The organism is Subtercola sp. YIM 133946, assembly GCF_036553535.1.
Taxonomy (GTDB): Bacteria; Actinomycetota; Actinomycetes; order Actinomycetales; family Microbacteriaceae; genus Subtercola.
Window position 1 is genome coordinate 130366 of sequence record NZ_JAZHPE010000008.1, and the last position, 22480, is coordinate 152845.

At 69.9% G+C, this 22480-nt stretch carries 21 protein-coding genes; 9 read left to right on the forward strand and 12 right to left on the reverse strand.

Annotation, left to right across the window (positions count from 1 at the left end):
- Positions 1 to 24: 24 nt before the first annotated feature.
- The gene (fdhD, locus tag V3W46_RS02065) at positions 25 to 945 is read right to left on the reverse strand and encodes a formate dehydrogenase accessory sulfurtransferase FdhD (RefSeq protein WP_331781421.1); all 921 of its coding nucleotides are present in this window, start codon (positions 943 to 945) and stop codon (positions 25 to 27) included.
- An 89-nt stretch (positions 946 to 1034) separates the two neighbouring features.
- Here fdhD and mobA point away from each other — a divergent pair, with 89 nt between their 5' ends.
- The 3 genes from mobA to V3W46_RS02080 are packed head-to-tail and all read left to right on the forward strand — an operon-like array spanning position 1035 to position 3375.
- Positions 1035 to 1700 (forward strand): molybdenum cofactor guanylyltransferase, encoded by a 666-nt coding sequence (gene mobA, locus V3W46_RS02070; RefSeq protein ID WP_331781422.1) that lies wholly within the window; start codon positions 1035 to 1037, stop codon positions 1698 to 1700.
- Positions 1697 to 2137, forward strand: a complete 441-nt coding sequence (locus tag V3W46_RS02075) for a DUF6457 domain-containing protein (RefSeq protein ID WP_331781423.1) — start codon at positions 1697 to 1699, stop codon at positions 2135 to 2137. Before mobA ends, V3W46_RS02075 begins: the two co-directional genes overlap by 4 nt.
- The gene (locus V3W46_RS02080; protein WP_331781424.1) at positions 2134 to 3375 is read left to right on the forward strand and encodes a molybdopterin molybdotransferase MoeA; all 1242 of its coding nucleotides are present in this window, start codon (positions 2134 to 2136) and stop codon (positions 3373 to 3375) included. Before V3W46_RS02075 ends, V3W46_RS02080 begins: the two co-directional genes overlap by 4 nt.
- Before the next feature lie 23 nt (positions 3376 to 3398).
- Here V3W46_RS02080 and V3W46_RS02085 read toward each other — a convergent pair whose 3' ends face one another.
- Positions 3399 to 4193, reverse strand: coding sequence for an SDR family NAD(P)-dependent oxidoreductase (locus V3W46_RS02085; protein WP_331781425.1), 795 nt, complete (start codon positions 4191 to 4193; stop codon positions 3399 to 3401).
- A gap of 189 nt (positions 4194 to 4382) precedes the next feature.
- Here V3W46_RS02085 and V3W46_RS02090 point away from each other — a divergent pair, with 189 nt between their 5' ends.
- Positions 4383 to 4595: a TOBE domain-containing protein gene (locus V3W46_RS02090; RefSeq protein WP_331781426.1), complete on the forward strand. Its 213-nt coding sequence runs from the start codon at positions 4383 to 4385 to the stop codon at positions 4593 to 4595.
- A 69-nt stretch (positions 4596 to 4664) separates the two neighbouring features.
- Here the strand turns inward: V3W46_RS02090 and V3W46_RS02095 are convergent, their stop codons facing one another.
- The 9 genes from V3W46_RS02095 to V3W46_RS02135 all read right to left on the reverse strand — a co-directional run bounded on the left by V3W46_RS02095 (position 4665) and on the right by V3W46_RS02135 (position 15597).
- The gene (locus tag V3W46_RS02095; RefSeq protein ID WP_331781427.1) at positions 4665 to 5333 is read right to left on the reverse strand and encodes a histidine phosphatase family protein; all 669 of its coding nucleotides are present in this window, start codon (positions 5331 to 5333) and stop codon (positions 4665 to 4667) included.
- A 273-nt stretch (positions 5334 to 5606) separates the two neighbouring features.
- Positions 5607 to 5897 (reverse strand): hypothetical protein, encoded by a 291-nt coding sequence (locus V3W46_RS02100; protein ID WP_331781428.1) that lies wholly within the window; start codon positions 5895 to 5897, stop codon positions 5607 to 5609.
- Between the two features lie 149 nt (positions 5898 to 6046).
- Positions 6047 to 7753: a RecQ family ATP-dependent DNA helicase gene (locus tag V3W46_RS02105; RefSeq protein ID WP_331781429.1), complete on the reverse strand. Its 1707-nt coding sequence runs from the start codon at positions 7751 to 7753 to the stop codon at positions 6047 to 6049.
- Positions 7754 to 7762: 9 nt separating this feature from the next.
- Positions 7763 to 9067 (reverse strand): diacylglycerol/lipid kinase family protein, encoded by a 1305-nt coding sequence (locus V3W46_RS02110; RefSeq protein WP_331781430.1) that lies wholly within the window; start codon positions 9065 to 9067, stop codon positions 7763 to 7765.
- 24 nt (positions 9068 to 9091) lie between these two features.
- Positions 9092 to 9886 (reverse strand): ferritin-like domain-containing protein, encoded by a 795-nt coding sequence (locus V3W46_RS02115; RefSeq protein ID WP_331781431.1) that lies wholly within the window; start codon positions 9884 to 9886, stop codon positions 9092 to 9094.
- 159 nt (positions 9887 to 10045) lie between these two features.
- Positions 10046 to 10759, reverse strand: a complete 714-nt coding sequence (locus V3W46_RS02120; protein WP_331781432.1) for a lysophospholipid acyltransferase family protein — start codon at positions 10757 to 10759, stop codon at positions 10046 to 10048.
- Positions 10759 to 12318: a lactate racemase domain-containing protein gene (locus V3W46_RS02125; RefSeq protein WP_331781433.1), complete on the reverse strand. Its 1560-nt coding sequence runs from the start codon at positions 12316 to 12318 to the stop codon at positions 10759 to 10761. Before V3W46_RS02125 ends, V3W46_RS02120 begins: the two co-directional genes overlap by 1 nt.
- Positions 12311 to 14737 carry an HAD-IB family phosphatase gene (locus V3W46_RS02130; RefSeq protein WP_331781434.1) on the reverse strand — a complete coding sequence of 809 codons (2427 nt, stop codon included), beginning with the start codon at positions 14735 to 14737 and terminating at the stop codon, positions 12311 to 12313. Before V3W46_RS02130 ends, V3W46_RS02125 begins: the two co-directional genes overlap by 8 nt.
- On the reverse strand, positions 14734 to 15597 hold the full coding sequence (locus V3W46_RS02135) for a hypothetical protein (RefSeq protein WP_331781435.1): 864 nt from the start codon (positions 15595 to 15597) through the stop codon (positions 14734 to 14736). Before V3W46_RS02135 ends, V3W46_RS02130 begins: the two co-directional genes overlap by 4 nt.
- Before the next feature lie 102 nt (positions 15598 to 15699).
- Between V3W46_RS02135 and V3W46_RS02140 the strand changes: the two genes are divergently transcribed.
- The 3 genes from V3W46_RS02140 (at position 15700) to V3W46_RS02150 (ending at position 18973) form a co-directional block, all read left to right on the forward strand.
- Positions 15700 to 16470 (forward strand): SDR family NAD(P)-dependent oxidoreductase, encoded by a 771-nt coding sequence (locus V3W46_RS02140; protein WP_331781436.1) that lies wholly within the window; start codon positions 15700 to 15702, stop codon positions 16468 to 16470.
- 80 nt (positions 16471 to 16550) lie between these two features.
- Entirely contained in the window at positions 16551 to 17306 is a 756-nt protein-coding gene (locus V3W46_RS02145) for a lysophospholipid acyltransferase family protein (RefSeq protein WP_331781437.1), read from the forward strand.
- A complete protein-coding gene (locus V3W46_RS02150) occupies positions 17303 to 18973 on the forward strand; it encodes an FAD-binding oxidoreductase (protein WP_331781438.1) in 1671 nt (556 codons plus the stop codon). Before V3W46_RS02145 ends, V3W46_RS02150 begins: the two co-directional genes overlap by 4 nt.
- 341 nt (positions 18974 to 19314) lie before the next feature.
- Here the strand turns inward: V3W46_RS02150 and V3W46_RS02155 are convergent, their stop codons facing one another.
- Entirely contained in the window at positions 19315 to 20049 is a 735-nt protein-coding gene (locus tag V3W46_RS02155; RefSeq protein ID WP_331781439.1) for an endonuclease/exonuclease/phosphatase family protein, read from the reverse strand.
- Between the two features lie 315 nt (positions 20050 to 20364).
- Between V3W46_RS02155 and V3W46_RS02160 the strand changes: the two genes are divergently transcribed.
- Both V3W46_RS02160 and V3W46_RS02165 read left to right on the forward strand, forming a co-directional pair.
- Positions 20365 to 21444, forward strand: a complete 1080-nt coding sequence (locus tag V3W46_RS02160) for a TIGR03557 family F420-dependent LLM class oxidoreductase (RefSeq protein WP_331781440.1) — start codon at positions 20365 to 20367, stop codon at positions 21442 to 21444.
- 158 nt (positions 21445 to 21602) lie between these two features.
- Complete coding sequence (locus V3W46_RS02165; protein WP_331781441.1) at positions 21603 to 22343, forward strand: dienelactone hydrolase family protein; 741 nt, start codon at positions 21603 to 21605, stop codon at positions 22341 to 22343.
- Positions 22344 to 22480: the final 137 nt, after the last annotated feature.

Genomic DNA, 22480 nt, shown 5'->3' on the forward strand with positions numbered 1-22480 from the left:
TCGACAGCGGCTTCACGCGTTCGGTCACAGGGTGGCTGCTTTCTCGAGGTGCAGATCGGTGGGAAGGGAACGTGCGAGCGGGGCGGTGTCGACGAGGGCCCGGGTGTCGTCTGGCCCGCTGGTGACGCGGTGGTCGGCGCTGTACACGACCATCGACGGCCCGCGCAGAAAGCCGACCACGGTCATCCCGAGCTCTGTGGCGAGTTCGACGGCGAGCGACGACGGCGCCGAGACGGCCGCGAGCAGGGGGATGCCCGCCATCGACGCCTTCTGCGCCAGCTCGAAGCTGGCCCGGCCCGACACCATCAGCACGGTGCCCCGCAGGGGGAGGCGGTCGTTCGTCACGGCCCAGCCGATGACCTTGTCGACCGCGTTGTGCCGCCCCACGTCTTCGCGCAGTACCAGCAGTTCGCCGGTGGTGCCGTCGAAGAGGGCGGCGGCGTGCAGGCCGCCGGTCTTCTCGAACACGTCTTGCCCCTCGCGCAGCTTCTCGGGCAGGCTCGCCAACAGCTCGGCCGACACCTGCAGGGGGTCGTCTGCGACGGGGTAGACCGACAGGGTGCGCACGGCGTCGATGCTCGCCTTGCCGCACAGGCCGCACGAGCTCGTCGTGTAGAAGTTGCGCTCGAGGCTCGGATCGGGGGCCGGTACACCGAAGGCGAGAGTGATGTCGAGCACGTTGTAGGTGTTCTCGCCGTCGGCGTTCGCCCCGGCGCAGTAGCGGGCCGCACCGAAGTGCTCCTGCCGTGAGATGACGCCCTCAGAGACGAGAAAGCCCGCCGCGAGGTCGAAGTCGTGCCCGGGGGTGCGCATGGTGATGGCGAGCGCAGACCCGCCCACACGAATCTCGAGCGGCTCTTCGACGGCCAGCATGTCTTCGCGCCGCCGCGGCTCGCTGCCGACGGTGATGCGGGTGACTCTGCGTCGTACGGTGATTCGGCCCATCCCTCAGGCTTATCATCCGCGTGGTGGGTGCACAATCGGTTGCCCCACACTGGCGGGCATGCCGGGAGTTGCCGCCTAGACTCACGCACATGAACGTAGGCGCGATCGTGCTCGCCGGCGGTCGGTCGGCGCGGCTGGGCGGGGTGCCGAAGGCGACCCTGCTCTTCGACGGGGCGACCCTGCTGCAGCGCACCCTCGACGCGGTTCAGGATGCCCGCCGCATCGTCATCGTCGGCACCCCGCCGCCCGGGCCGCTCGCGCCGCGGTACGCCCCCGCGTCTGCTCCCGTGCGGGTCACCGTCACTCGCGAGGAGCCACCGTTCGCGGGCCCCGCGGCCGCCATCGCGGCGGGCCTCGACGTTCTCCTCGCCCCACCCGCCCCCGAGTCCCTCGATCTCGTCATCGTGCTGGCCTGCGACATGCCGAACGCCGCGCCGGCGGTCGCTGCCCTCCTCGCCGCAGTCGGCGGCGATCACGGCAGCGAGACCGACGGCGTCATGGCCGTCGACGACGACGGCAGTCCCCAGTACCTCACCGCTGTCTACCGCACCGGCGCGCTCGTCGAAGCGGTCGCCGCCGCCCGCCGGGCCGGCCCGCTCGAGAACCTCTCTGCCCGTCGCCTGTTCGGCCCGCTCCGCGTGCGGCAGGTGCCGGTGCCACCAGGCTCGACGCACGACGTCGACACCCCCTCCGACGCCTCCGCCTTCGGCATCACCCTCCCCTCACCCACGACACCGTCAGGAACACCCCGATGAACATTCCCTCCGCCGACGACGACCAGGCCGACCTGCTGAGGCGGTGGGTCGCCGCGCTCGCCGACGAGCTCGCGGCGCCGGGCGCATCCAAAGCCCGCATCGACCCCGACGATGTCGACATCGACCGCGTGCTGGGGCTCGCCGGGGTCGCCGCGCACGCCGTCGTGCGCCCTGCCGCCCCGCTCACCACTTACGTCGTCGGCTATGCCGCCGGCCTTGCCGCGGCCCAAGGCGTGGCCCCCGGTGCTGCGCTCGAGGCGGCGGCCGCGGCGGCGTCTGTCCTCGCGACGACCTGGCGTGATGCCGCTGGTGACGCCGACGGTTCAGCCGATCACACCGGCAGCACCACGACCCCCGCCACCGCCACGACCGCCGACACCTCTGCCGCGAATGCCGCGACATCCGACGACACTGCAGGCAGCGGGGACGGTCGATGAGCCCGACCGCGGCGCGGCATCCGCTCGGCCAGGCGCCACGCACCCGGGCGGGCCTGCCCGAGCGCTCCATCGGCTGGCGGGAGGCGCGGCAGATCGCCGCGGGCGCCGGGAAACCCAACGGATCTGAGACCGTCGACCTCTCTGACGCCCTCGGCCGCATGCTCGCCCTCGACCTGCACGCCCGCATCGACGTGCCGCACTACGCCTCGGCCGCGATGGACGGCTGGGCCGTGCGCGGCCCCGCCCCCTGGCGCGTCATCGACCCCTGGCACCTCGCCGATGCCGGCCTCGAGCCGGGGCTGGCCGTGCCGATCGTGACCGGCGCGCTCGTTCCGCGGGGCGCCGACGCGGTGCTGCGCAGCGAGTCCGCCGAGGTCGAGGGTGCTCCGCCGATGCTGCGGCTCGGTGCGCATGCCCGCGCGGGCGAACCGTTCGAGAACCAGCACATCAGGCCCGCGGGTGAGGAGGCGCGACGGGGCGACACGATCATCCGTGCCGGAGCCCGGCTGAACCCGGCGCACATCGCCGTCGCCGCCCTGAGTGGGCACGACGTGCTCGACGTCGTGCGGCGGCCCACGGTGCGCTTCGTCTTCACGGGCGACGAGGTCGACGAGCACGGCAGCCCGCCGCCCGGGCGGGTGCGCGACATCTTCGCACCACAGCTGCCCGGCCTGCTCTCGCACGTGGGAGCCCGCGTGCTCGGCCACCAGCGCGCCCACGACACTCTGTCGAGCACGGTCACCGCCCTCGAGTCGAGCCTGCGCGACGCTCAGCTCGTGATCACCACCGGCGGCACCGGGCATTCGAGCGCAGACCACGTTCGGGATGCCCTGCACGAGCTCGGCGCGACGCTGCTGTTCGACGGCATCGCCATGCGCCCCGGCGGCCCGACCATTCTGGCGCGGGCGAAGAACCGCAGCCTGATCGCGTGCCTGCCGGGCAACCCGCTGGCTGCGATGGCGGGGCTGTTTACCGTCGCCGTTCCCATCGTTCGGGTGCTCGGCGGAGCTGACGTCGATCCGCTCGTGAGCGTCGTCGCCGACTCGCACCTCGAGGGGCGGGCCGCGACGACCCTGCTCGTTCCCTACGCGCTCGTCGATGGGCGTGCGGTGCCCAGCGCCCGTCGCGGGTCGGCCATGATGCGGGGACTGGCCGAGGCCGACGGCCTGCTCGAGGTGCCCGAGACGGGCGTCACGGCCGGGGCCGCGGCGTGGGCGGTGAGCCTGCCCTGGCTCTGACGGGCATCCGCACCGTCGCGATCTCAGTAGTAGACCGGGCCCGGCACTCCGCCGCCGACGGCGATGGCGTCTCCGGTGATGGCGACGCTGCGGGGGCTCGCCAGAAACACCACGACGTCAGCGACCTCTGATGCGTCGATCAGCCGCCTGATGGAGTTGGTGGCCAGAGCCTCTTCGAGAGCATCCACGCTGACCCCCTGCTCGGCCGACTGGGCCGCGAGCCGGTCGGTGAGGCGGGCCGTTCTGGTGACACCCGGATGCACGACCGTCACATTGACGCCCTTCGGGCCGAGCTCGTCGGCGAGGTTCTTGGTGATCGCCGAGACGCTGACGTTGCGCACCGTCTGTGCGGCGGTGCTCGCCTGGCGGGCACCCAGCCCCGAGATGTTGATGATGCGGCCCCAGCCCGCCTCGACCATGTGCGGCGCGGCGGCGCGGGCGGTGCGCAGGTAGCCGAGCACCTTGGTCTCGAACTCGCCGCGCATCAGGTCGTCGGTGGTCTCAAGGGTGGTGACGTTCTTCGAGGCCGACCACGGCGTCGCGGCCGTGTTGACGAGAATGTCGACCCCGCCCAGCCGCTCGACGACGGTCTCGACCATGGCTCGCACCGAGGCGTCGTCGGTGGTGTCTGCGCGCACGCCGATCACGCGGCTGCCGGACTCGGCGGCGATGCGTGCGGCCGTCTCCTCGACCTCGTCACCGCGCGCCGAGATGGCGACCTGGGCGCCCTCGGCGGCGAGGGCTTCAGCGATCGCGAGGCCGATGCCCTTGCTGCCGCCCGAGACGATGGCGCGTCTGCCGCGGAGGTCGAGATCCATGGGTGCTCCTGTCGGGTGTGGGGTGGTGGATACGAGTGGTGGGTGGGGTCGAGGTGTGAGTGCGAGACTACTCCCGCTGGCCGGCTGGCAGGCTGGCGGGCGGGCCGGGCGGCCGGGTGGGCCACGGCCGAACCAGCGCGCCAGGGCCGAAGCAGCGCGCTAGGGTCGAACCAGACAGAAGGGCACACCATGAAGATCAGCGCGCGCAACCAGCTCAAGGGCACCGTGGTCGAGGTCACCACGGGTGCGACGACCTCCCACGTACGCATCGACATCGGCGGTGGTTCGATCGTCACCGCCTCGATCACGAACGAGGCGGTGGACGAGCTCGCCCTCACGGTCGGTTCGGAGGCCTACGCCGTCATCAAAGCCTCCGACGTGCTGGTCGGCGTCGACGAGTAGGCCGCCCTCCACCAGCGGCCCACCCCCATATGGGCTCGGCGCACCTGCGCGGTCGGCCGCGAGGCGTCGTCAGAGGGCGGCTTCACCCGTCGGGTCGACCGCGGTCGGGTCTTCGAGGGCCGCGCCGCCGAGCGGCTCGTCGGCCCACGCCGTGGTGACCCAGCCCGATTCGGGTGAACCCTCGAGCGTCACGACCGCCGTGTTCTCGAGCGGATGCACGCGGCTGAACTCCGCGTCGAGGTTCTGCGACGTGAACGAGGCCCAGGCGCGAATGGCCGCGCCGTGGCTCACGATGGCGACCGTGCTGTCGGGATCGGCTGCGTGCCGTGCCGCGATCGACGAGATCGCGCCGTCGTAGCGGTGATAGAACTCGGCCCCGTCTTCGCCGCCGGGAATGCGGGCGGCGAAGTCTGTCCACCACGCGAAGATCGTACCCATGTACGTGCGGTGCGCGTCTTCGTCGGTGCGCTGCTCGAGGTCGCCGGCCTCGATCTCGTGCAGACCCTCGACGACCTCGAAGGTGAGGCCGCGGGCGTCGGCGAGTGGCTGCGCGGTGAGCCAGGTTCGCTTCATCGTCGAGACGTAGATCGCGTCGATCTGTTCGCCCTCGAGGGCCGCCGGGATGGCCGCCGCCTGGGTCAGCCCGAGATCGGTGAGCCCGGGGCCCGGAATGACGGTGCCGAGCGCCCCATTGACGTTGTCGATGGTTTGGCCGTGTCGAATCAGTAGTAGACGCATCGGGACAAGCCTACGCCGGGCGGGCGCGCGTCGACGTCAGCCGTCGACCGCCAGCTTCAAGCCCTGAGCCGTTGCCCTCAGCCTCCAGCCTCCAGCAGCCAGCCGCCACCCGCCACCCGCAAGCCGCCAGCCGCAAGCCGCCACCCGCCACCCGCAAGCCGCCAGCCGCCAGCAGCCACCCGCAAGCCGGCGGCTGCCACCCGCCAGCCGCCACCCGCCAGCCGGCGGCTGCCACCCGCCAGCCGCCACCCGCCAGCCGCCAGCCGCCACCTTTCAGCTGTCGGTGGGCTCGGGGCCGTAGCCGGCTCCGCTGAGCATCCGTCGCAGGTCGACGACCATCTGCACGTCGATGTCTTTCTCGCGGGGGCGATCGAGCGTCTCAGACTCGTCGCCGAGCGTGACGGTGTACTTGCCGTCGTGCTTCTCTTCGACGGCCCCGAGCTCGGTCAGCAGCGACAGAACGGCGCGCCACTCGATGTTGTGGCTCGTCGGGTGCTGGAAGATCTGCGACAGGGTGTCGTAGTGGTTGTTGCTCATTCCGACGGGCTTCTTGACGGTGGTCATGGTGGTTCCTTCGTTGCGGTGGACAGTGACGGGTGAGAGCCGGCCTGACGCCGCCAGAGCGATGCAGGGGCACCGCAGGGGCGACGCCAGAGCGACGCTCACGGCGGGCGGCGTGTGCCGCTGCACAGGCAGCAGCGTACACGGGCCGGTCACCCGGCGGGTGGGGGCGGCGGGGTCACTGTGAGCAAGTGGTGTCGTTCGACGTCTGTGAGGGAGAGCACGCGGTAGCCCTCCTGCCCGAAGAACACCGTGATGCGGTCGGACTCGACGCGCATGACCACCCCGGGCCCCCACGATGCATGCTCGACGTGGTCGTCGATCGCGAATGCGGCCTCGCCGTTGCGCGCCGCCTGCTCGACGTGGTCGTCGCTCGCAACCGCGAACGCGCCCGCGCCGCTGCGCGCCGCCTGCTCGTACGCGCTCCCCGAGTCGCAGGTGTCGCAGTTGCCGCAGGGTTCGGGCAGGTTCTCGCCGAAGTAGCCGAGCAGCACCTGCCGGCGGCACGACCGCGTCTCGGCGAATTCGCGCATCAGGGCCGCGCGCGACTGCTCGATGCGCTGGCGGGTCTCGGCGTGCCGCGACGCGCGATCGGCGGCCTCCGCGGGCGAGACGTCGATGGCCGTCAGACGTCCGGCCTCGTCGGCGACCACGCCAGCGTCTTCGAGCAGCCCCAGCAGGCGGGCGATGGCGCGCTCATGGGCGTCGAGAGCGACGGCGAGCTCTGGCCGGGTGACGCCGGGTGCCGCGACGATGGCTCCGAACATCCGCTCGACCTTCTCGCGGTCGGGCTCGCCGCCCTCGAAGAAGCTGGTCAGCGCGAAGTCTTCAGGCCGATAGTGCAGCGTCACGGCGGCGGGCTGCCCGTCTCGGCCCGCCCGGCCGATCTCTTGGTAGTAGCTGTCGATCGAGTCGGTGACGGCCGCATGAACCACGAAACGCACATCGGGTTTGTCGATTCCCATGCCGAATGCACTCGTCGCCACCACCACGTCGGTCTCGTCGCCTATGAACTGCTCGTACACCGCCTGTCGTTCGCCCGCCGGCATGCCGCCGTTGTAGCCCGCCGAACGGATGCCCGCCGCCTGCAGCTCGGCCGAATACTGCTGGGTGTCCTTTCGTGTGGCCACGTACACGAGGCCGGTCTGCCGGGCATCCGTCTCGAGGTGCTCGACCTGCTCGCGCACGGCCCGCCGCTTGTCGGCGTCAGACTCGTGCCGCACCACCGCGATGTGCAGGTTCGGCCGGTCGAACCCGCGTGCGATCAGCTGGTGGTCGCGCATGCCGAGCCGCTCGACGATCTCGTCGCGCACCGGCGACGCCCCCGTCGCCGTCATCGCCAGAACAGGCGGATGCCCGAGAGCCTCGATCGCGTCACCCAGCCCGAGGTAGTCGGGCCTGAAGTCGTGCCCCCACGACGACACGCAGTGCGCCTCGTCGACGACGAAGAGCCGCACCTGCAGCGCAGCCAGGCGCCCGCGCACGCTCTCGTTCGCCAGCTGTTCGGGCGCGAGAAAGACGAAGCCGGCGCCCGCCTGCTCGATACGCCGCCACGAGGCGCGCTCGGCAGCTGCGCCGTGGCTGGAATTGAGGGCGACCGCCGGCGGAGCATCCGTCACCTCACCAAGCGTGCGAACCTGGTCCTCCTGCAGCGCGATGAGCGGCGACACCACGATCGTCACGCCGCCGAGCACCGTTCCGGTCACCTCGTAGATCGACGACTTGCCGTACCCCGTCGGCATGATCGCGAGCACGTCGCCGCCCGCCACCAGCGCTCGCATCGCCTCGCCGAGCCCGGGCCGCTCGACCGCCCACCCGAACACCTCGCGGGCGACCCGTCCCACCTCGTCTTCGCTCACCCCTCGACGTTACCGCGCCCCCACGCCGACGTCGCGGATGGACGATACCCCACTGGGGGAGGGAGCCGCGACGCCGCGCACGCGGAGGGCCGCGGGCACGATGGAGGCCGAGGCGGCGGTGACGAAGCCGAGGTATTCGCCGTCGATCTCGAAGTGCTGGGGGGTGGCGGCGGCGAACGAGACGGTGGTGCCGCGGCCGTGGGTGACGGCGGTCGAGGCGGCGAGGGTCTCGCCCCGGGCAGCGGCACGGGCATCCGATCGCCGCGGCAACGAGGGCGTATTGGTGCTCACGAACCACGAGACGGCGCGCGACCAGCCGCGCAGCCCCACGGGGCGAAGCACGACCACGTCGAGCAGCCCGTCGTCGATGCGGGCGCCCGGGATCATGCGGATGCCCGCCGGCAGCACCCCCGCATTGCCGACGACGATCGTATGGGCCGGTGCCGGCTCTGCGGCCACCCCGTCGAGCATGTACGAGAGGCCGAACCGGGCGTTGCTCGCGAAGGAGCCGAGAATGGCCGAGATGTAACCCGTCCAGCCGAACGTGTTCTTGCCGCGGGCCGAGGTGTTGACGACCATGTGTGCGTCGACGCCGATGCCGGTCATGACCAGGAACGCCCGGCTGACTGACTGCGCGCGCTCGGCCGGCTCTGTGGGCTCTGTCGGCTGCGCGGGTTGCGCGAGCGGCGCGGGTTGCGCAGGCTGCGCGCCCGACGCGCCGCGAGCCGACCGAGCGCCGGACGCAGACCGCCGCCCCGCCTCGGCCCGAGACGCCGGCCCGGCTGCAGGTACGAGCGTCGCCTCGACGAGCCCCACGTCGACGGTGTGCACGTCGTCGCTGAAGGCTGCCCGCACCGCCTGCAGTCGCCGGCGACGGCCGAGGGGAAGCCCGAGGGCCCGCGCGAAGAGGTTCGTGGTTCCGACAGGCAGCACGCCGAGCGGCACCGGCAGGATGCCCGGCGGCACCTCCTGCTGCCACAGCGCCTGGGCTACGGCGCTGACGGTTCCGTCGCCGCCCGCCGCGATGACCACGTCGGGCTGCTGCCCGAGCATCCGCAGTGCCACGCCCGCACCCGGGTCGTCGACCGTCGTCTCGGCCCAGAGGCTCGGCGCCCAGCCCGCCTCGGCCTCGACCTTCGTGACGAGGCTGCGCAGCCGTGCCGGGTCGACCTTGGTGGGGTTGTAGACGATGGCCGCTCGGCGCAATCCGCCAGAGCGACCCGCAGCCACTCCCGACGTCGCCGCCACTCCCGACGCCGCAGCCACTCCCGACGCCGCGGCCACACCCGACATCGCCGCCTCATCCGACGCCATCCGCAGCCCCCGCCCGAGCCGAACCTACGCCGCGATACCGTTCGCGTCGAGCGAGTCTGACACGATGGTCAGCCCGGCCAGACCGGGCATCTTGGCGATGTGGGCGTCGATGGCATTGATCGCCTTGCGACCGTCGGGGCCGCCGAAGATGTGGCCCATGACGTGCTTGACCTCGGTCTTGTCCATGATGGTCGACCCGACCGGGCCCCAGAACTTGCCGAGCGCGAAGCGGGCGAACTTCTGCGCCACCACGCTGCGGCCGAGGCGCTCACGGGCCTGCGTGGCGTAGAACGCAACGTGCCGCGCCTCCTGCATCGCGATGCGCTTCAGCAGCTCGGCGAGCACCGGGTTGCCCTCGATCTCGGCGAGGCGCTTGTAGGCGGCGACGGCCGACCACTCGTTGGCGGCGCCCCAGATCATGTGCACCGCGATGAAGTCTTTGCCCACCAGGTTCGACAGCACCGACTGCTTCACCGGGTCGAGCCGGTCTTTCCAGCCGAGCTTGAGGCGCTTCGACTTGAGCTCGTCGAATTCGAGGGTGATGTCGTGCATCCGCAGCACGTCGGCGAGGGCCTCGCCGTGCCAGAACTCCTCACGGTTCCACATCGTCATGAAGCCGGTGACGTCCTGATCGCGGTGCGAGGGGGTGACGAGCATGTCGCGCATATAGCAGACGGTGTGATATTCCACATCGGCCATATATCGAATGACGCGCAGGGTGTCGGGAGGAAGGGGGTTCGTGCGGAAGTCTTCGAAGTCGAGGTCTTCCCACGCCACGTTCTTGCTGGTCTTGGTGTAGCTGTCGATGTCGAAGGCCATGAGCACTAGAGGTACGGCTCGCGTACGAGTCGCTCCCCATCCTCCTGTTTCTCTCGTGAATCGCCGGTGTACTGGCTATTCTGCTAGGTATTTCTGTAAATCTGCGTGGGATGTAACGTTTGCAGGCCCGAAACCCTGCTCAGTCCGCCGAACCGTTGTCTACTTCACCCAAACCGTTCGCCGCGGAGTGGTGTCGGGCTGCGTCGCCTTCCAGACCCGCCGCCACCGTGCCGCATCGACGCCATCGGCCACGGTGGCTCCGGCGTCGCCGAGCGTTCCGTCGGCCTCCGCCCTCAGCGCTCCGTACCAGCCCTGTCTCGCCTCGGCCAGCCCGAGCGTGATCGCGGTGACGATCTGTTCGTTCAGTCCACGTGGTTCGGAGCCGGAGGTCACCTGGATTGGTCGCCCGAAGATCACATCGACCCGCGGTCGCGACGGTTCGGGCAGCCGGCGCCAGGGCGGCAGCGCCCGGTAGCTGCCGACGATGGTCACGGGCACGATCGGCACGCCGGCCCGGATTCCCAGCTGGGCGGCCCCCAGATTGAACGGCTGCAGCGACCCGTCGTCGGCCCGCCGGTTCTCGGGAAAGAGCAGAACGCTCACCCCGCGCTCCAGCAACGCCCGCAGGGTGCTCGCCGACCTCAGCCCGAGCGAACGTTCCGCGCGCTCCCGGATGCCCGTGGCAGGCGCCGCGCTCACGCTGACCAGTCGCGGCACCAGCCCCGATAGCACCTGCGACACCAGCGGGGCATCCAACTCGCTCGGATGGTTCGCCACGAAGACGAACGGACCGGGCAGCTCGGCCAGGTACTCCCGCCCGCGTACCACCGGGTTCACCAGCAGTCGAACGGCCGCCCGCGTCGGCGCAGCCATCAGCTGACCTCGGAGATGCTCACCGGTGCGCCGTGCACATAGGTGATCGAGGGGTCGAGGCCCACGGTGTCGGAGGCCATCTCGAGCGCGTCGTTGAGCGTGCTGGCGGCCTTGAAGCCGAGCCGCCTCGTCGACTCGAGGTTGCCGCCGACGAAGATGACCTCGCCGAGGTGCTCGATGGCCGGCGCCGCCGAATACCAGGCGTGGAACGGATGCAGTGCGTGGTGCGCGTAACTCGTCTGGTAGAGGTGGCGGTACCACGGGTCGGTCGCGAACCGGTCTTCGAAGTCGCTCGACAGCACCCGCGGGTCGCTCGTCACGCTGAGCGCGTCGGCGAAGAAGTCGACGTAGGCCGGGTGGTAGAGCGGGTGGAACCACGGTGTCAGCGGGTGGTAGAAGATCGCGGTTCCGCCGGCGCGCACCACGGGCTCGGCGGTCGACCCGTTGAAGATCTGGCCGAGACCGAGGCTGGCCGCGGTCACGGGGTTCAGCGCGGTGCCGACGCCGGCCGGGTTCGGAATGCCGAAGATGGCGACATCGGCTGGCGCGTCGACCTGGCCGACCTGCTGCTGGGCGAGGAAGGTCTCGGTGAGCGGATGCACAGAGCTGGGCTTGCCCGCCAGAACCGACGTGACGCCGTAGCCGACGCCCGACACCTGCGACAGGCCCACCCTGGCGCGGGAGGGCAGGATCTTCGTGGCCGCCTGGATTCCGGCCGACAGCACGCGGTCGCCGATGCTCCACTCGCGCTCGCGCTTGCTGAGGAACGCGGTGGCCGGCCCGGTGGGCTCGGGCGTCAGCGTGACGTCGATCGTGAAGACGGTCGCCGAGTCACCGATCGTGTCGACGAGGCCGTCGAACGCCGTGGTGCCGGCTCCGGTGCCGAGCCCCATGCCGGCCGCGGTGACGAGCGGCGAGGTGAGGGCGCGGGCGGTGCGAGCGCTCGCGAGCTTGGTGGCCACGGCCGCGGCACCCTCGTTGGCGACGGCGGTCGCGAGGCGCACCGAGACGACCAGGTCGCTCGACACCACGCGGGCGTTGATCTCGATGGGGGTGCCGTCTGGCGCGGTGCCCACCGAGACCAGGTCGCCGTCTTCGGCGTCGTGGCTGTGCAGTCTCTCGGGAAAGAACGAGGCGAAGACGCGCTCGCCGAGCACACGCTGCAGGTCGTAGGGCGTGAGGCGGCGGCGCAGCCCGGTCGCGGCGATCAGCTCGACGTCGTCGACCCCGGCGGCTGCCGCCAGTTCGAGCACTCGTTCGATGACGCGCTGCCGAACATCCGGAGCCGTTCGAGAGGTGATCGGCTGCGAGAGGTCGTCGAAGACGATGGTCACGCGACTGTCACGGTGCAGCAGGGCCGCGAGGGGCTCGCTGTCGACCGGATGGGCCAGCGCGTGCGAGATCTCGGCGTCGAGCTGGTGGATGCCCGGCAGGGCGTCAGGCGGATACAGCACGCTCGAGCCGCCCGGCAGCCGCTCGAGCAGCACCTTCTCGCCCTGGAATACGACGAGGGGCGGGGTCTGCGCGTCGACGCTCAGAACGAAGCCTGGTCTACTCATGGTCTGTCTCTTTCGTGGCTGGCAGGGCGGCGGGAGCCTGCGGGGCGGCGGGGGCGGCGGGAGCCGGCAGGGCGGCTGGGGCTGCGGAGGCGGGAACGGGGGCGTGGGTGGTGCTCGCCATGTCGCCGCGCACCAGTTCGTTGATCGTGTCGAGCCTGGAGCGCGCCTGGTCGTTCCACTGGTGGATGCGCCAGTGCTTCACCGTGGCGTGCTGGTACAGCGCCGCGTCGGGGTTCACCGCCTGCGGGTTGCCCACCAGCTCGAGCCAGGCGCGGTCGGCGTGACTGTCGCCGTAGGCGTACGACTTCGACAGGTCGATGCCCCCACGCTCGGCGTAAAGCCGCAGCCACGCGGCCCTGGCCTCGTCGACCAGCGGCGGCTTCGAGAGGTAGCCCGTCCACACGCCGTCTTTCGAATGCATGGTGCTCGCCACGACCTCGTCGAAGAGCGAGGTGAACGGCTCGGTGAACACGTCGATGGCGCCGGTGACGAGAACGGTGCGGTGCCCGGCCTCGCGGTGCTTGCGAATCTGGCGCACGGCCTCGGGGCGAACGCGCTGCAGCAGCACGTCGCCGATGGAGTCGTGGATGAGCGACCGCAGGGCGGCCTCGTCGACACCCTCGTAGCGCCGCAGGAACGTGCGCAGGAATTCGCCGCGGTCGCGACGGTCGGCCGCGATGTAGCGGGGCAGCGAGCCGAACAGGTTGGTCAGCTCGGCGGGCCACTTCGACCGGTCGACGCTCGCCAGCCGCACCCAGAGGTACTGCTCGATGATGTTCGTGGCGAGAACGGTGCCCTCGAGGTCGAAGAACGCCGCCACGTTCTCGATCTGCGGCAGGGGTTTCTCCTTCTGCGCCTTCGCCCGCGGGCGCGAGCTGAACGTGCGCATGAGAGTGGTGATCGCGGGAAAGTGCACCTGCTGCAGGTAGTGGTCCCAGTCGATGTCGGTGGCATCGAAGCCGAACTTCTCCAGCTGCTCGGTCGGCAGCGAGTCGTTCAGCTCGGCCGTCTTGCTGTCGTCGTAGATGATCTCGGTCTGCGTGTAGTTCTGGTACAGGTCGGAGTACGCGCGCAGCATCTCGAGGTCGGTCTGGCGCGCCGAGACCTGCCGCTGCCAGCTGCGGGTCGTCTTGCCCGACGGCAGCCGCAGCAGGGCGCGCTGGGCGTACGCGTTGGTGCGTTCGCCGAACTTGAGGCTGCGGGCGATGGCGCGGGCGCCCGGGAAGGCCCAGAGCGGTGCGCGGATGTGGCCCCGCTGGTCATCCGGAATCGGGTTCGCCCTGAAGTAGGTGAGCACGTTCTCGTAGATGTCGCGGAAGGTCAGTGGGTTGCGGCCGCCCGAGGAGAGGTGGAAGTACTTGGGCTCGTCGCGCGGGGCCGGGTTGGCGGCCACGGCGAGGGTGGCGTTGACGACGATGTCGACGGGGATGATGTCGAGAACGCTGTCGGGCAGCCCGGGAAACTCGGGCAGCAGGCCGCGGCCGTACGCGATGATCAGCGGGTCGGCGACCTTGAAGCCGTCGATCCAGCCGGGGTAGGGGTGCCGCAGGGCGCTTTCGATGATGGCGGGTCGCACCACAGAGAGGCGGTGGCCGTTGCCGGCCCAGAGCTCTTCGGCGACACGTTCGCTCATCGACTTGGTGAGGGCGTAGACGTCGGCCCAGCCGAGGCTCTGCGCGCGCACCCGGCCGTAGTCGACGAGGCGGGCGGTCACCCATTCGTTGCGCCGTTCTTCTGCCGCGGCCGCGACGGCCTGCGGGCCGACCTTGCCGACCAGCGTGCGCGCCTCGGCAATGAGTTTGCGCAGGATCTCTGGTCGCCGCGAGGAGGCCTCGACCTGGGCGCGTGCCGCGACCGCCGCGGCCATCTCGACCCGCCAGTCGACGCTGTGCTTCAGCGACGCCTCGACCGTGGTGCCCTTGCGGATTCCGCCGACGTACGCGGTCGACACGTGCACCACGTGCGGGTCTGAGCCGGTACGCAGCAGCGCCTCGTAGAGGCCGACGGCACCGCCGACGTTGGTCTTGAAGGCCTCGTCGATGGGCGGGTCGAAGGAGACGGTCGATGCGCTGTGGATGAGCACGTCGAGGTCTGACGGCAGGCTCGCTACGTCGCCCATCGTCGACTCGACCACCGTGATGCGTTCGGCGGCGGCCCGGTCGACCTCCTCCTGGCCGACGCGTTCGCGCCACTTCGAGAAGACCGGTTTGCGCAGCAGGCTCTTCAGCCGGGCCTGGCCGGTGAGCGAACCCTTCGGCCTGATCAGCAGCGTGACGCGGGTGGAGGGGTAGTCGGCGAGCAGCTTCTCGAGAATGGCCTGGCCCACGAAGCCGGTGGCCCCGGTGAGCATGATGTGCTGGCCCTCGAGGGGCGAGAAGGCCGAGCGGGCCGTGTCGCTGGAGGCGGTGCGCGGGCTCACGCGGTGACCTTCACGCCGTAGCGCCGGGCGGCCTTGCTCATGACAGCGAGGCCGCGCTGGCCGGGCAGCGAGTCGACGACCCGGTCTACGGCCGTGACGTCGGCTCGCCCAGCGGCATCGCTGAACAGGTAGGTCATCATGAAACGGGTCTCCTGGGTCGGTTGCTCTGTGGTTCCGGTCGGGCTCCACGCGCGCCTGAGCGACGACCGGGTGAGCCTGCGGGCCGAACTCGATTCTTCCAGTCGCCGCAGGGTTTCGCCTTCGAAGAACTGCAGATGACGGTCGCGCAGCTGCTGGAAGCCGCCGAGGATCTCGGCCAGCGCGGCGTTCGAATCCTTCTGCACGATCTGACTGTACGTGGCGCGGCTGACCAGCTCGTCGATGAAGCCGCGGGTGACGTGGATCGAGATGAAGTCTTCGCCGATGAGGTTCGCGCGCACGGCGGTGAAGATCGGCGATACCCGATCGACGAACTCGCGCGCGAACCGCACGACCTTCAGCCGGGCGCGGTTCTTCGCCGGCACGAACGAACTGTGTGCCGCCAGAATGCGGTCGAACGCGTCGGCGATCCAGAACTTCTCGTACGCCCAGGTGGCGAGAAAGGCGGTGAGCCTGGCGTCTTTGTGCGAGGGCGTGACGAGCACGTCGCGCATGTGGTGCATGGTGAACCGCTCGAGGTCGCGCAGGTAGGCGATGGCCCGCAGCGTGGTGGCGGCGAGTGGATGCTCGGCGAACGCCTCGAGCGGAAGACTGTCGGCGTGGCTGCCGGCAGCCGTGCGGGTGTAGGCGCGGATGTCGAAGTCGCCGTCGGCGGCGGCGCTCGCGCCCTGCACACCGGAGATGCTGTTCGGGTTGGTCATCGGGGGCCTCCCAGGCCGGTCGAAACGGTGGAACCGCGGTCTGCGCCGGGATTTCTCCTGTTGCACAGTAGTCGTTCGCTGCGGTGACGTATCTTGGTTGCCATGGTTACGGCTCTTGTTACAGGTGGCACCTCGGGCATCGGTGCTGCGTTCGCTCGCACGTTCGCTGAGCGGGGTGACAACCTCGTGCTGGTGGCCCGCGACCAGGCCCGGCTCGACGAGACGGCCGCCTCCCTGCGCCACGCCTTCGGCGTCGAGGTCGAGACCGTCTCGGCCGACCTGGCGAACCGTGACGACGTGGTTCGGGTCGCCGACATCCTGGGCCGAGCCGACGCCCCCATCGACGTTCTGGTGAACAATGCCGGTTTCGGCATACATACGCCACTGCTCGCCGAAGACACCACACCGCACGAGCTGGCGCTGAACGTGATGGGTCGCGCGGTGCTCATGCTCGGTGCCGCGGCCGGGCGCAGCATGCGGTCTCGGGGTACGGGCACGATCATCAACATCTCGAGCACTGCCGGGTACATCACGATGGGCAGCTACTCCGCAATCAAGGCGTGGGTGACGTCGTACACCGAGGGCCTCGCGGTCGAATTGGCGGGCAGCGGCGTGCAGGTCACGGCCCTCTGCCCGGGCTGGGTGCACACCGAGTTCCATGAACGTGCAGGCATACGTGAGTCGTCGATTCCCGGATTCCTGTGGATCGACGTCGACGAACTCGTCGCCGAGTGCCTCTCCGACGTCGCCAAGGGCAAGGTCATCTCGATCCCTTCTGCTCGTTTCAAGTTCTTGATGCTGTTCGCGCGGCACCTGCCCCGCAGCACCATCCGCGCCATCTCCGGGCGCATTTCATCGAGCCGGGCCCACTGACGTAAATAGTACCGTCACCGCCGCGGGCGCGCTTTTCGGCGCCGTTTCGGTTCCCAGCGTCGATTGAGTACGCTGGGCAGGTGGAGTTCGGCAATCGTTACACCTCGAAGGCACAGGCTGGTGCCCGGTTCGTTGCACAACGCCTGATTCTGAAGCCCGTCATCTGGTCTCTGGTGCATGTGAACATCACCGGCCGCGAGAAGGTGAAGCCGGTTCGCGGGGCCTACATCGTGGTGGCCAACCACTCCAGTCACCTCGACGCCCCGCTCATCCTCGGCTCGATGCCCAGCCGCCTGTCGCGCTACCTCGCCGCGGCCGCCGCCGCCGACTACTTCTTCGACGTGTGGTGGCGCAAGGGCCTCACCGCCCTGTTTTTCAACGCCTTCCCCGTCGACCGCAGTGCTAATGCGAAGTCGAACGGCTTCACCGGCAAGCTGCTGAAGCGCGGCGTTCCGCTGCTGGTCTTCCCCGAGGGCACCCGTTCGAAAGACGGCACCATCGCGCCGTTCAAGGCCGGCGCCGCGGCGCTCTGCATCAAGGCGGGCATCCCGTGCATCCCGATGGCGCTCGTGGGTGCCACCGAGGCCATGCCGCGGGGCCGCAACTGGCCCGTTCCCGGCCGGCCGCCGGTCTACGTGGCGTTCGGCGAACCCCTGGTCGCCGGCGAAGGCGAGACCGTCGAGCAGTTCAACCAGCGCATCGAGAAGACCGTGCGTGAACTGCACCTGACGCAGAAGGCGCTGCAGGCGGCGGATGCCGGCACCAACGTGCACGATCACCCGAGCGTCGGCAGTGCCGGCGCCGACACAGACACAAATGAAAAAGGAGCCGCATGACCGACGTCAAGCACATGAAATGGTGGGGCTGGGGCGTCGAGGGTGTGGGTTTTCACCACGAAGACAAGCCGGGGTTCGCGCCGTTCGTTGTGAATGCCGTCGGCATCGATGTGTGGAAGGAGCCGGTACCGCCGATCTCGTTCGACGAGCTCGACGTGCCCGCCAGCCAGGCTCCCGATGAGCTGTTCGACGGCCTGACGACGATCGTCGGGCCGGAGTACGCCACAAAAGACGACGAAGAGCGTGTGGTGCACACGTACGGCAAGAGCATCCGCGACCTGATCAGGTTGCGGGCGAGCATCCTGCCCCGCATTCCCGACGTGGTGGTCTATCCGGCCGATGAGAGCGCAGTGCAGCGCATCGTCGACCTCGCGGTCGCGAGCGACGCCGTGATCATCCCGTTCGGCGGCGGCAGCAACATCGTCGGCTCGCTCGAGCCGATGCCCACCGAGACGCGCCCGGTCATCTCGCTCGACATGGGGCGCATGTCGCGGGTGCTCGACATCGACGAGTACTCGGGCCTCGCGGTCATCCAGGCCGGCGTGCTCGGCCCCGACATGGAAGAGCAGCTGAACGCGCGCGGCTGGACCATGGGTCACCAGCCCGACAGCTTCACCTACTCGACGCTCGGTGGCTGGATCGCCACCCGCTCGTCGGGCATGCAGAGCGACAAGTACGGCGACATCGCCGAGATCACGAAGGGCCTGCGGGTCGTGCAGCCGGGCAAAGTGCTCGTCGTGCGCCCGATTCCGTCGTCGGCCAACGGGCCCAGCGTGCGGGAAGCCATCCTCGGCAGCGAGGGGCGACTCGGCGTCATCACCGAAGCCACCGTTCAGGTGCACAGGCTGCCGGCCCGGCGCGAGGTCATCGGCTACCTGTTCCGCGACTGGGATTCGGGCCTCGCCGCCATGCACGACATCAACAAGAGCGACGCCGCCCCCTCCATCACGCGGGTGTCGGATGCCCGGGAGACCGCCTTTTCCTTCTCGACGTCGAAGGCATCGCACGGCATCAGCGGCCAGGTGCAGAAGGCCCTCTTCGCGTTCCTGCAGAAGCGCGGCTGGAACCTCGACGAGGTCTGCCTGTCGTTCATCGGCTACGAGGGTTCAGCGGCGAACGTGTCGCACCAGAAGTCGGTCGTCGGCGACATCCTGAAGAAGCACGGCGCGATCACGCTGGGCAAGGGCCCGGGTGCGCTGTACGACCAGAAGAAGTTCGACACGCCCTACCTGCGCGACTTCCTGCTCGACCGCGGTGCCGCGGCCGACGTCTCTGAGACCGCCGCGCCGTGGTCGAAGCTCAAGCCGCTGTACGACAACGTCTTCGCCGCGGCCAACAAGGCCTACGGCGAGATCGGCGTCGACGGCTGGATCATGTGCCATCTGTCGCACTCGATGCACTCCGGCGCGTGCCTCTACTTCACGTTCGCGTTCACGCACGACGGGGTCGACCCGCTGGCGCAGTACGACGTGGTGAAGTCGGCCATCCAGCAGGCGTTCATCGACTCGGGCGCGACGCTGTCGCACCACCACAGCGTGGGCGTCGAGCACTCGCAGTGGACAGAGCAAGACATCTCGGTCGCGGGCGCCGACCTCATCCAGGGCATGTTCACCGCCGTCGACCCCGGCAAGAACCTCAACCCCGGCAAGATCCTGCGCCGGGACTGACGGCGGAGGTCTCGATACGCCGCCGCCGGCGGCTACTCGACCAGCGGACGTTCCTCCGCCGGTTGAGTAGGCGCCCAGCGCCGTATCGAAACCCGCGTGTGCGCCTGAGGCCGCTGGTTGAGTAGGCGCGCAGCGCCGTATCGAAACCCGCGTGTGCGTCTGCGGCCGTTGGTTGAGTAGGCGCGCAGCGCCGTATCGAAACCCGCGTGTGCGCCTGAGGCTGCTGGTTGAGTAGGCGCGCAGCGCCGTATCGAAACCCGCGTGTGCGCCTGAATCCGCTGGTTGAGTAGGCGCCCAGCGCCGCATCGAAACCGCCGCGTACGACCTCGCCGGCCGCGCCTCTAGTCGACCTCGTTGAAGACCGAGTCGGTCGGGGCCGTGTCGGTCGAGACCGCGGGTGTGTCGAGTTTGGCGCGTTTGAGAATCTCGGCCGTGACCATGATGGGGCGGTGGTCGCTGAGCCCCTGCGGGAGCGTCTCGACGAGTTGAACGTCGAGACCCTTTGAGGTGAGGAAGTCGAAGTGATACGCGATCGACTTCGTATAGAAGTAGGTCGGCCCGTCGCTGAGCGACAGCGAATATCCGGCCTTCTCGACCTGCCGGATGAGCTTGTTGCGCAGCACCGGATAGTTGAAGTCGCCCGCCATCAGGGTGGGCGAATCGGGGCTGAGGGTGTCGAGGTGGGTGAGCGCGGCCCTGATCTGGCGGCGGCGCAGCAGGTTCGTGGCCGAGAGCGGCGACGCGTGGAAGGAGGCGAGCTGAACATCCTGCCCCGTCTCGACGTCGACGAGGTGCGTGGTGAGCAGGCGCTCGATGCCCGGCAGCAGCATGCGGTCGTGCACGGCCCGGCGCAGCTCGAAGGCGTGCGAATCGTGGGCCGCAAACCGCTCGGGGTTGTAGTAGATGGCCAGGCCGAGCTCGCTCTTGTACGTGGCGCTCGCCAGTTTCAGGCCGCCGATCTCGGTGGGCATGCGCACACCGTCGCCCTCCTGCAGAGTGAGGGCGTCGACGGGGTATCGCTCAACCAACCTGTCGAGTTCGGCCGTGGCCGCGTGCCGGCGAAGGTTGTAGCTCAAGATCTTCAGTTCAAACCACCCAATGGTCGTGCCCAGCTCTGTACGCCCTCGAGTCTACCGAGCTTGGCTGGGGGCAGGATGCGCCGACCGTTTCGCCCGCGCACTCTTCATTCGGAATTAACGCGGCGATCGGATTGCCTCGCGACCTCGCCGCACTGCTTGTGCGGCACCGCCTCGCAGCGCCGCCCACCGCACCCATAGCCGAGCCCCCGCACGAGCGCAACCGCCACCCGGCCGGGTTGACCACGATCGGGCGGCGGCGGGATCGTTGACGGGTACGAAGCGTGACCCGCACCCCCAGCACAGGAGAACCTCGTGACTCGATTCGGCTACACCCTCATGACCGAGCAGAGCGGCCCCACAGACCTCGTGAAGTACGCCGTCGCCGCCGAGAACATCGGCTTCGACTTCGAGGTGTCGAGCGACCACTACTCGCCCTGGCTCACCAGCCAGGGGCACGCCCCCTATGCCTGGACCCTACTGGGTGCGGTAGCGCAGGCCACCACGCGGGTGGAGCTCGCAACCTATGTGACGTGCCCGAGCATCCGGTACCACCCGGCGGTCGTCGCCCAGAAGGCCGCCACGCTGCAGCTGCTGGCCGACGGGCGCTTCATTCTCGGGCTGGGCGCCGGCGAGAACCTCAACGAGCACGTTGTGGGGGAGGGCTGGCCGATGGTGGATGCCCGGCAGGACATGTTCGAAGAAGCGGTGCAGATCATCCGGGCGCTGCACACCGGCGAGCTGGTCACCTGGGAGGGCGAGTACTTCCGCGTCGACTCGGCCCGCATCTGGGATCTGCCCGACGAGGGAGTGCCGCTCGGGCTCGCCGTCTCGGGCGACAAGTCGATCGCCCGGTTCGCCCCGCTCGGCGACCACCTCATCGCCACCGAACCCGACGGCGACCTCGTGTCGGCCTGGCAGGCGGCGCGCGACGAGGCGCTCGACTCGGCGGGCGGCAGCGGCTCGGGCGACGCCGACGAGCGCACCGCCGCCGTGGCCAACTCGGGCGTGGCCGGTGGCGAGACCGCCGCGGTGCGCAAGCCGGTGGCCGAGACGCGGTCGATCGGCCAGATTCCGATCTGCTGGGGCCCCGACAAGCAGTCGGCGATCGAGATGGCGCACGACCAGTTCCGCTGGTTCGCCGGCGGCTGGGCGGTCAACGCTGACCTGCCGACACCCGCGGGTTTCGCCGGCGCCAGCCAGTTCGTACGGCCCGACGACGTGGCCGAGTCGATCGCCTGCGGGCCCGACCTCGACGAGCTGGCCGAGAGCGTGAAGCCGTTTCTCGAGGCGGGATTCACCGACGTGGCCATCGTGCAGGTGGGCGACGCACGACAGCAGGAGTTTCTCGACACGGTGGCCGAGCCGCTGCTGGAGAAGCTGCGCGCGCTCTGATCGCCCGCGGCCGCGCCGGCCGTGACCGCCTCGCCGGCCGCCGCCAGCCGCTCCGCCCGTCACCGCCCCACCGGCCGCCGCCGGCCGCGCCGCCCGTCACCGGCCACGCCACACGCCGGCTGCGGCCTAGGATCGACAGCAGAACGAGGGAGTAACGCATGAGCGCCACCACCGTCACCGACGTCGATCTGAGCGGCGCCGCCCTGCCCGGCATGAGCCCCGGCCTCTACGGGGTGCTGGCCGTGCCCGAGGGCGAGGGCCCCTGGCCCGCGGTGGTCATGGTGTTCGAGGCGTTCGGCATGACCGATGTCATGCGGCGTCAGGTCGACCGGCTGGCCGGCGCGGGTTATCTCGTTCTGATGCCCGACCTCTTCGTCGATGGGGGCCTGCGGCACTGTGTGCGGGCCACGTTCCAGGCCATCACGAGCGGCGAGGGGCGGGCGTGGCACGACGTGGAGGCGGCCCGGGCCTACCTCGCTGCGCGCGACGACTGCACCGGAAAGATCGGCATCCTGGGCTTCTGCATGGGCGGGGCATTCGCCCTCGTCGCGGCCTCGGGCCGCGGCTTCGATGCCGCGAGCGTGAACTACGGGCCGCCGCCGCGCGACCTGCAGAAGGTGCTGAGCGATCCGTGCCCCATCGTGGCGAGCTACGGCGCCCGCGACCTCACGCAGCGGGGTGCCGCCGCGAAGCTGGCCGCAGAGCTCACCCGCCAGGGCGTTGCGCACGACGTGAAGCAGTACGCGCGGGCGGGCCACTCGTTCTTGAACGACGCCCCGACCGGCCCCCGCGCCATCAGGCCGCTCACCGCGGTCATCCTGGGCGCCGGCCCGAACCCCGAGGCGGCGGCAGACGCCTGGCAGCGCATCGAGGCGTTCTTCGGCGAACACCTCGCCTGACGGCTGGGTGCTCGGGCGATTTCGATACGGGCTGCGCCCTACTCAATCGGCGCTGGGCTGGGTGCTCGGGCGAGTTCGATACGGGCTGCGCCCTACTCAATCGGCGCTGCACGCCGACCTATTCAATCAGAGCCTCA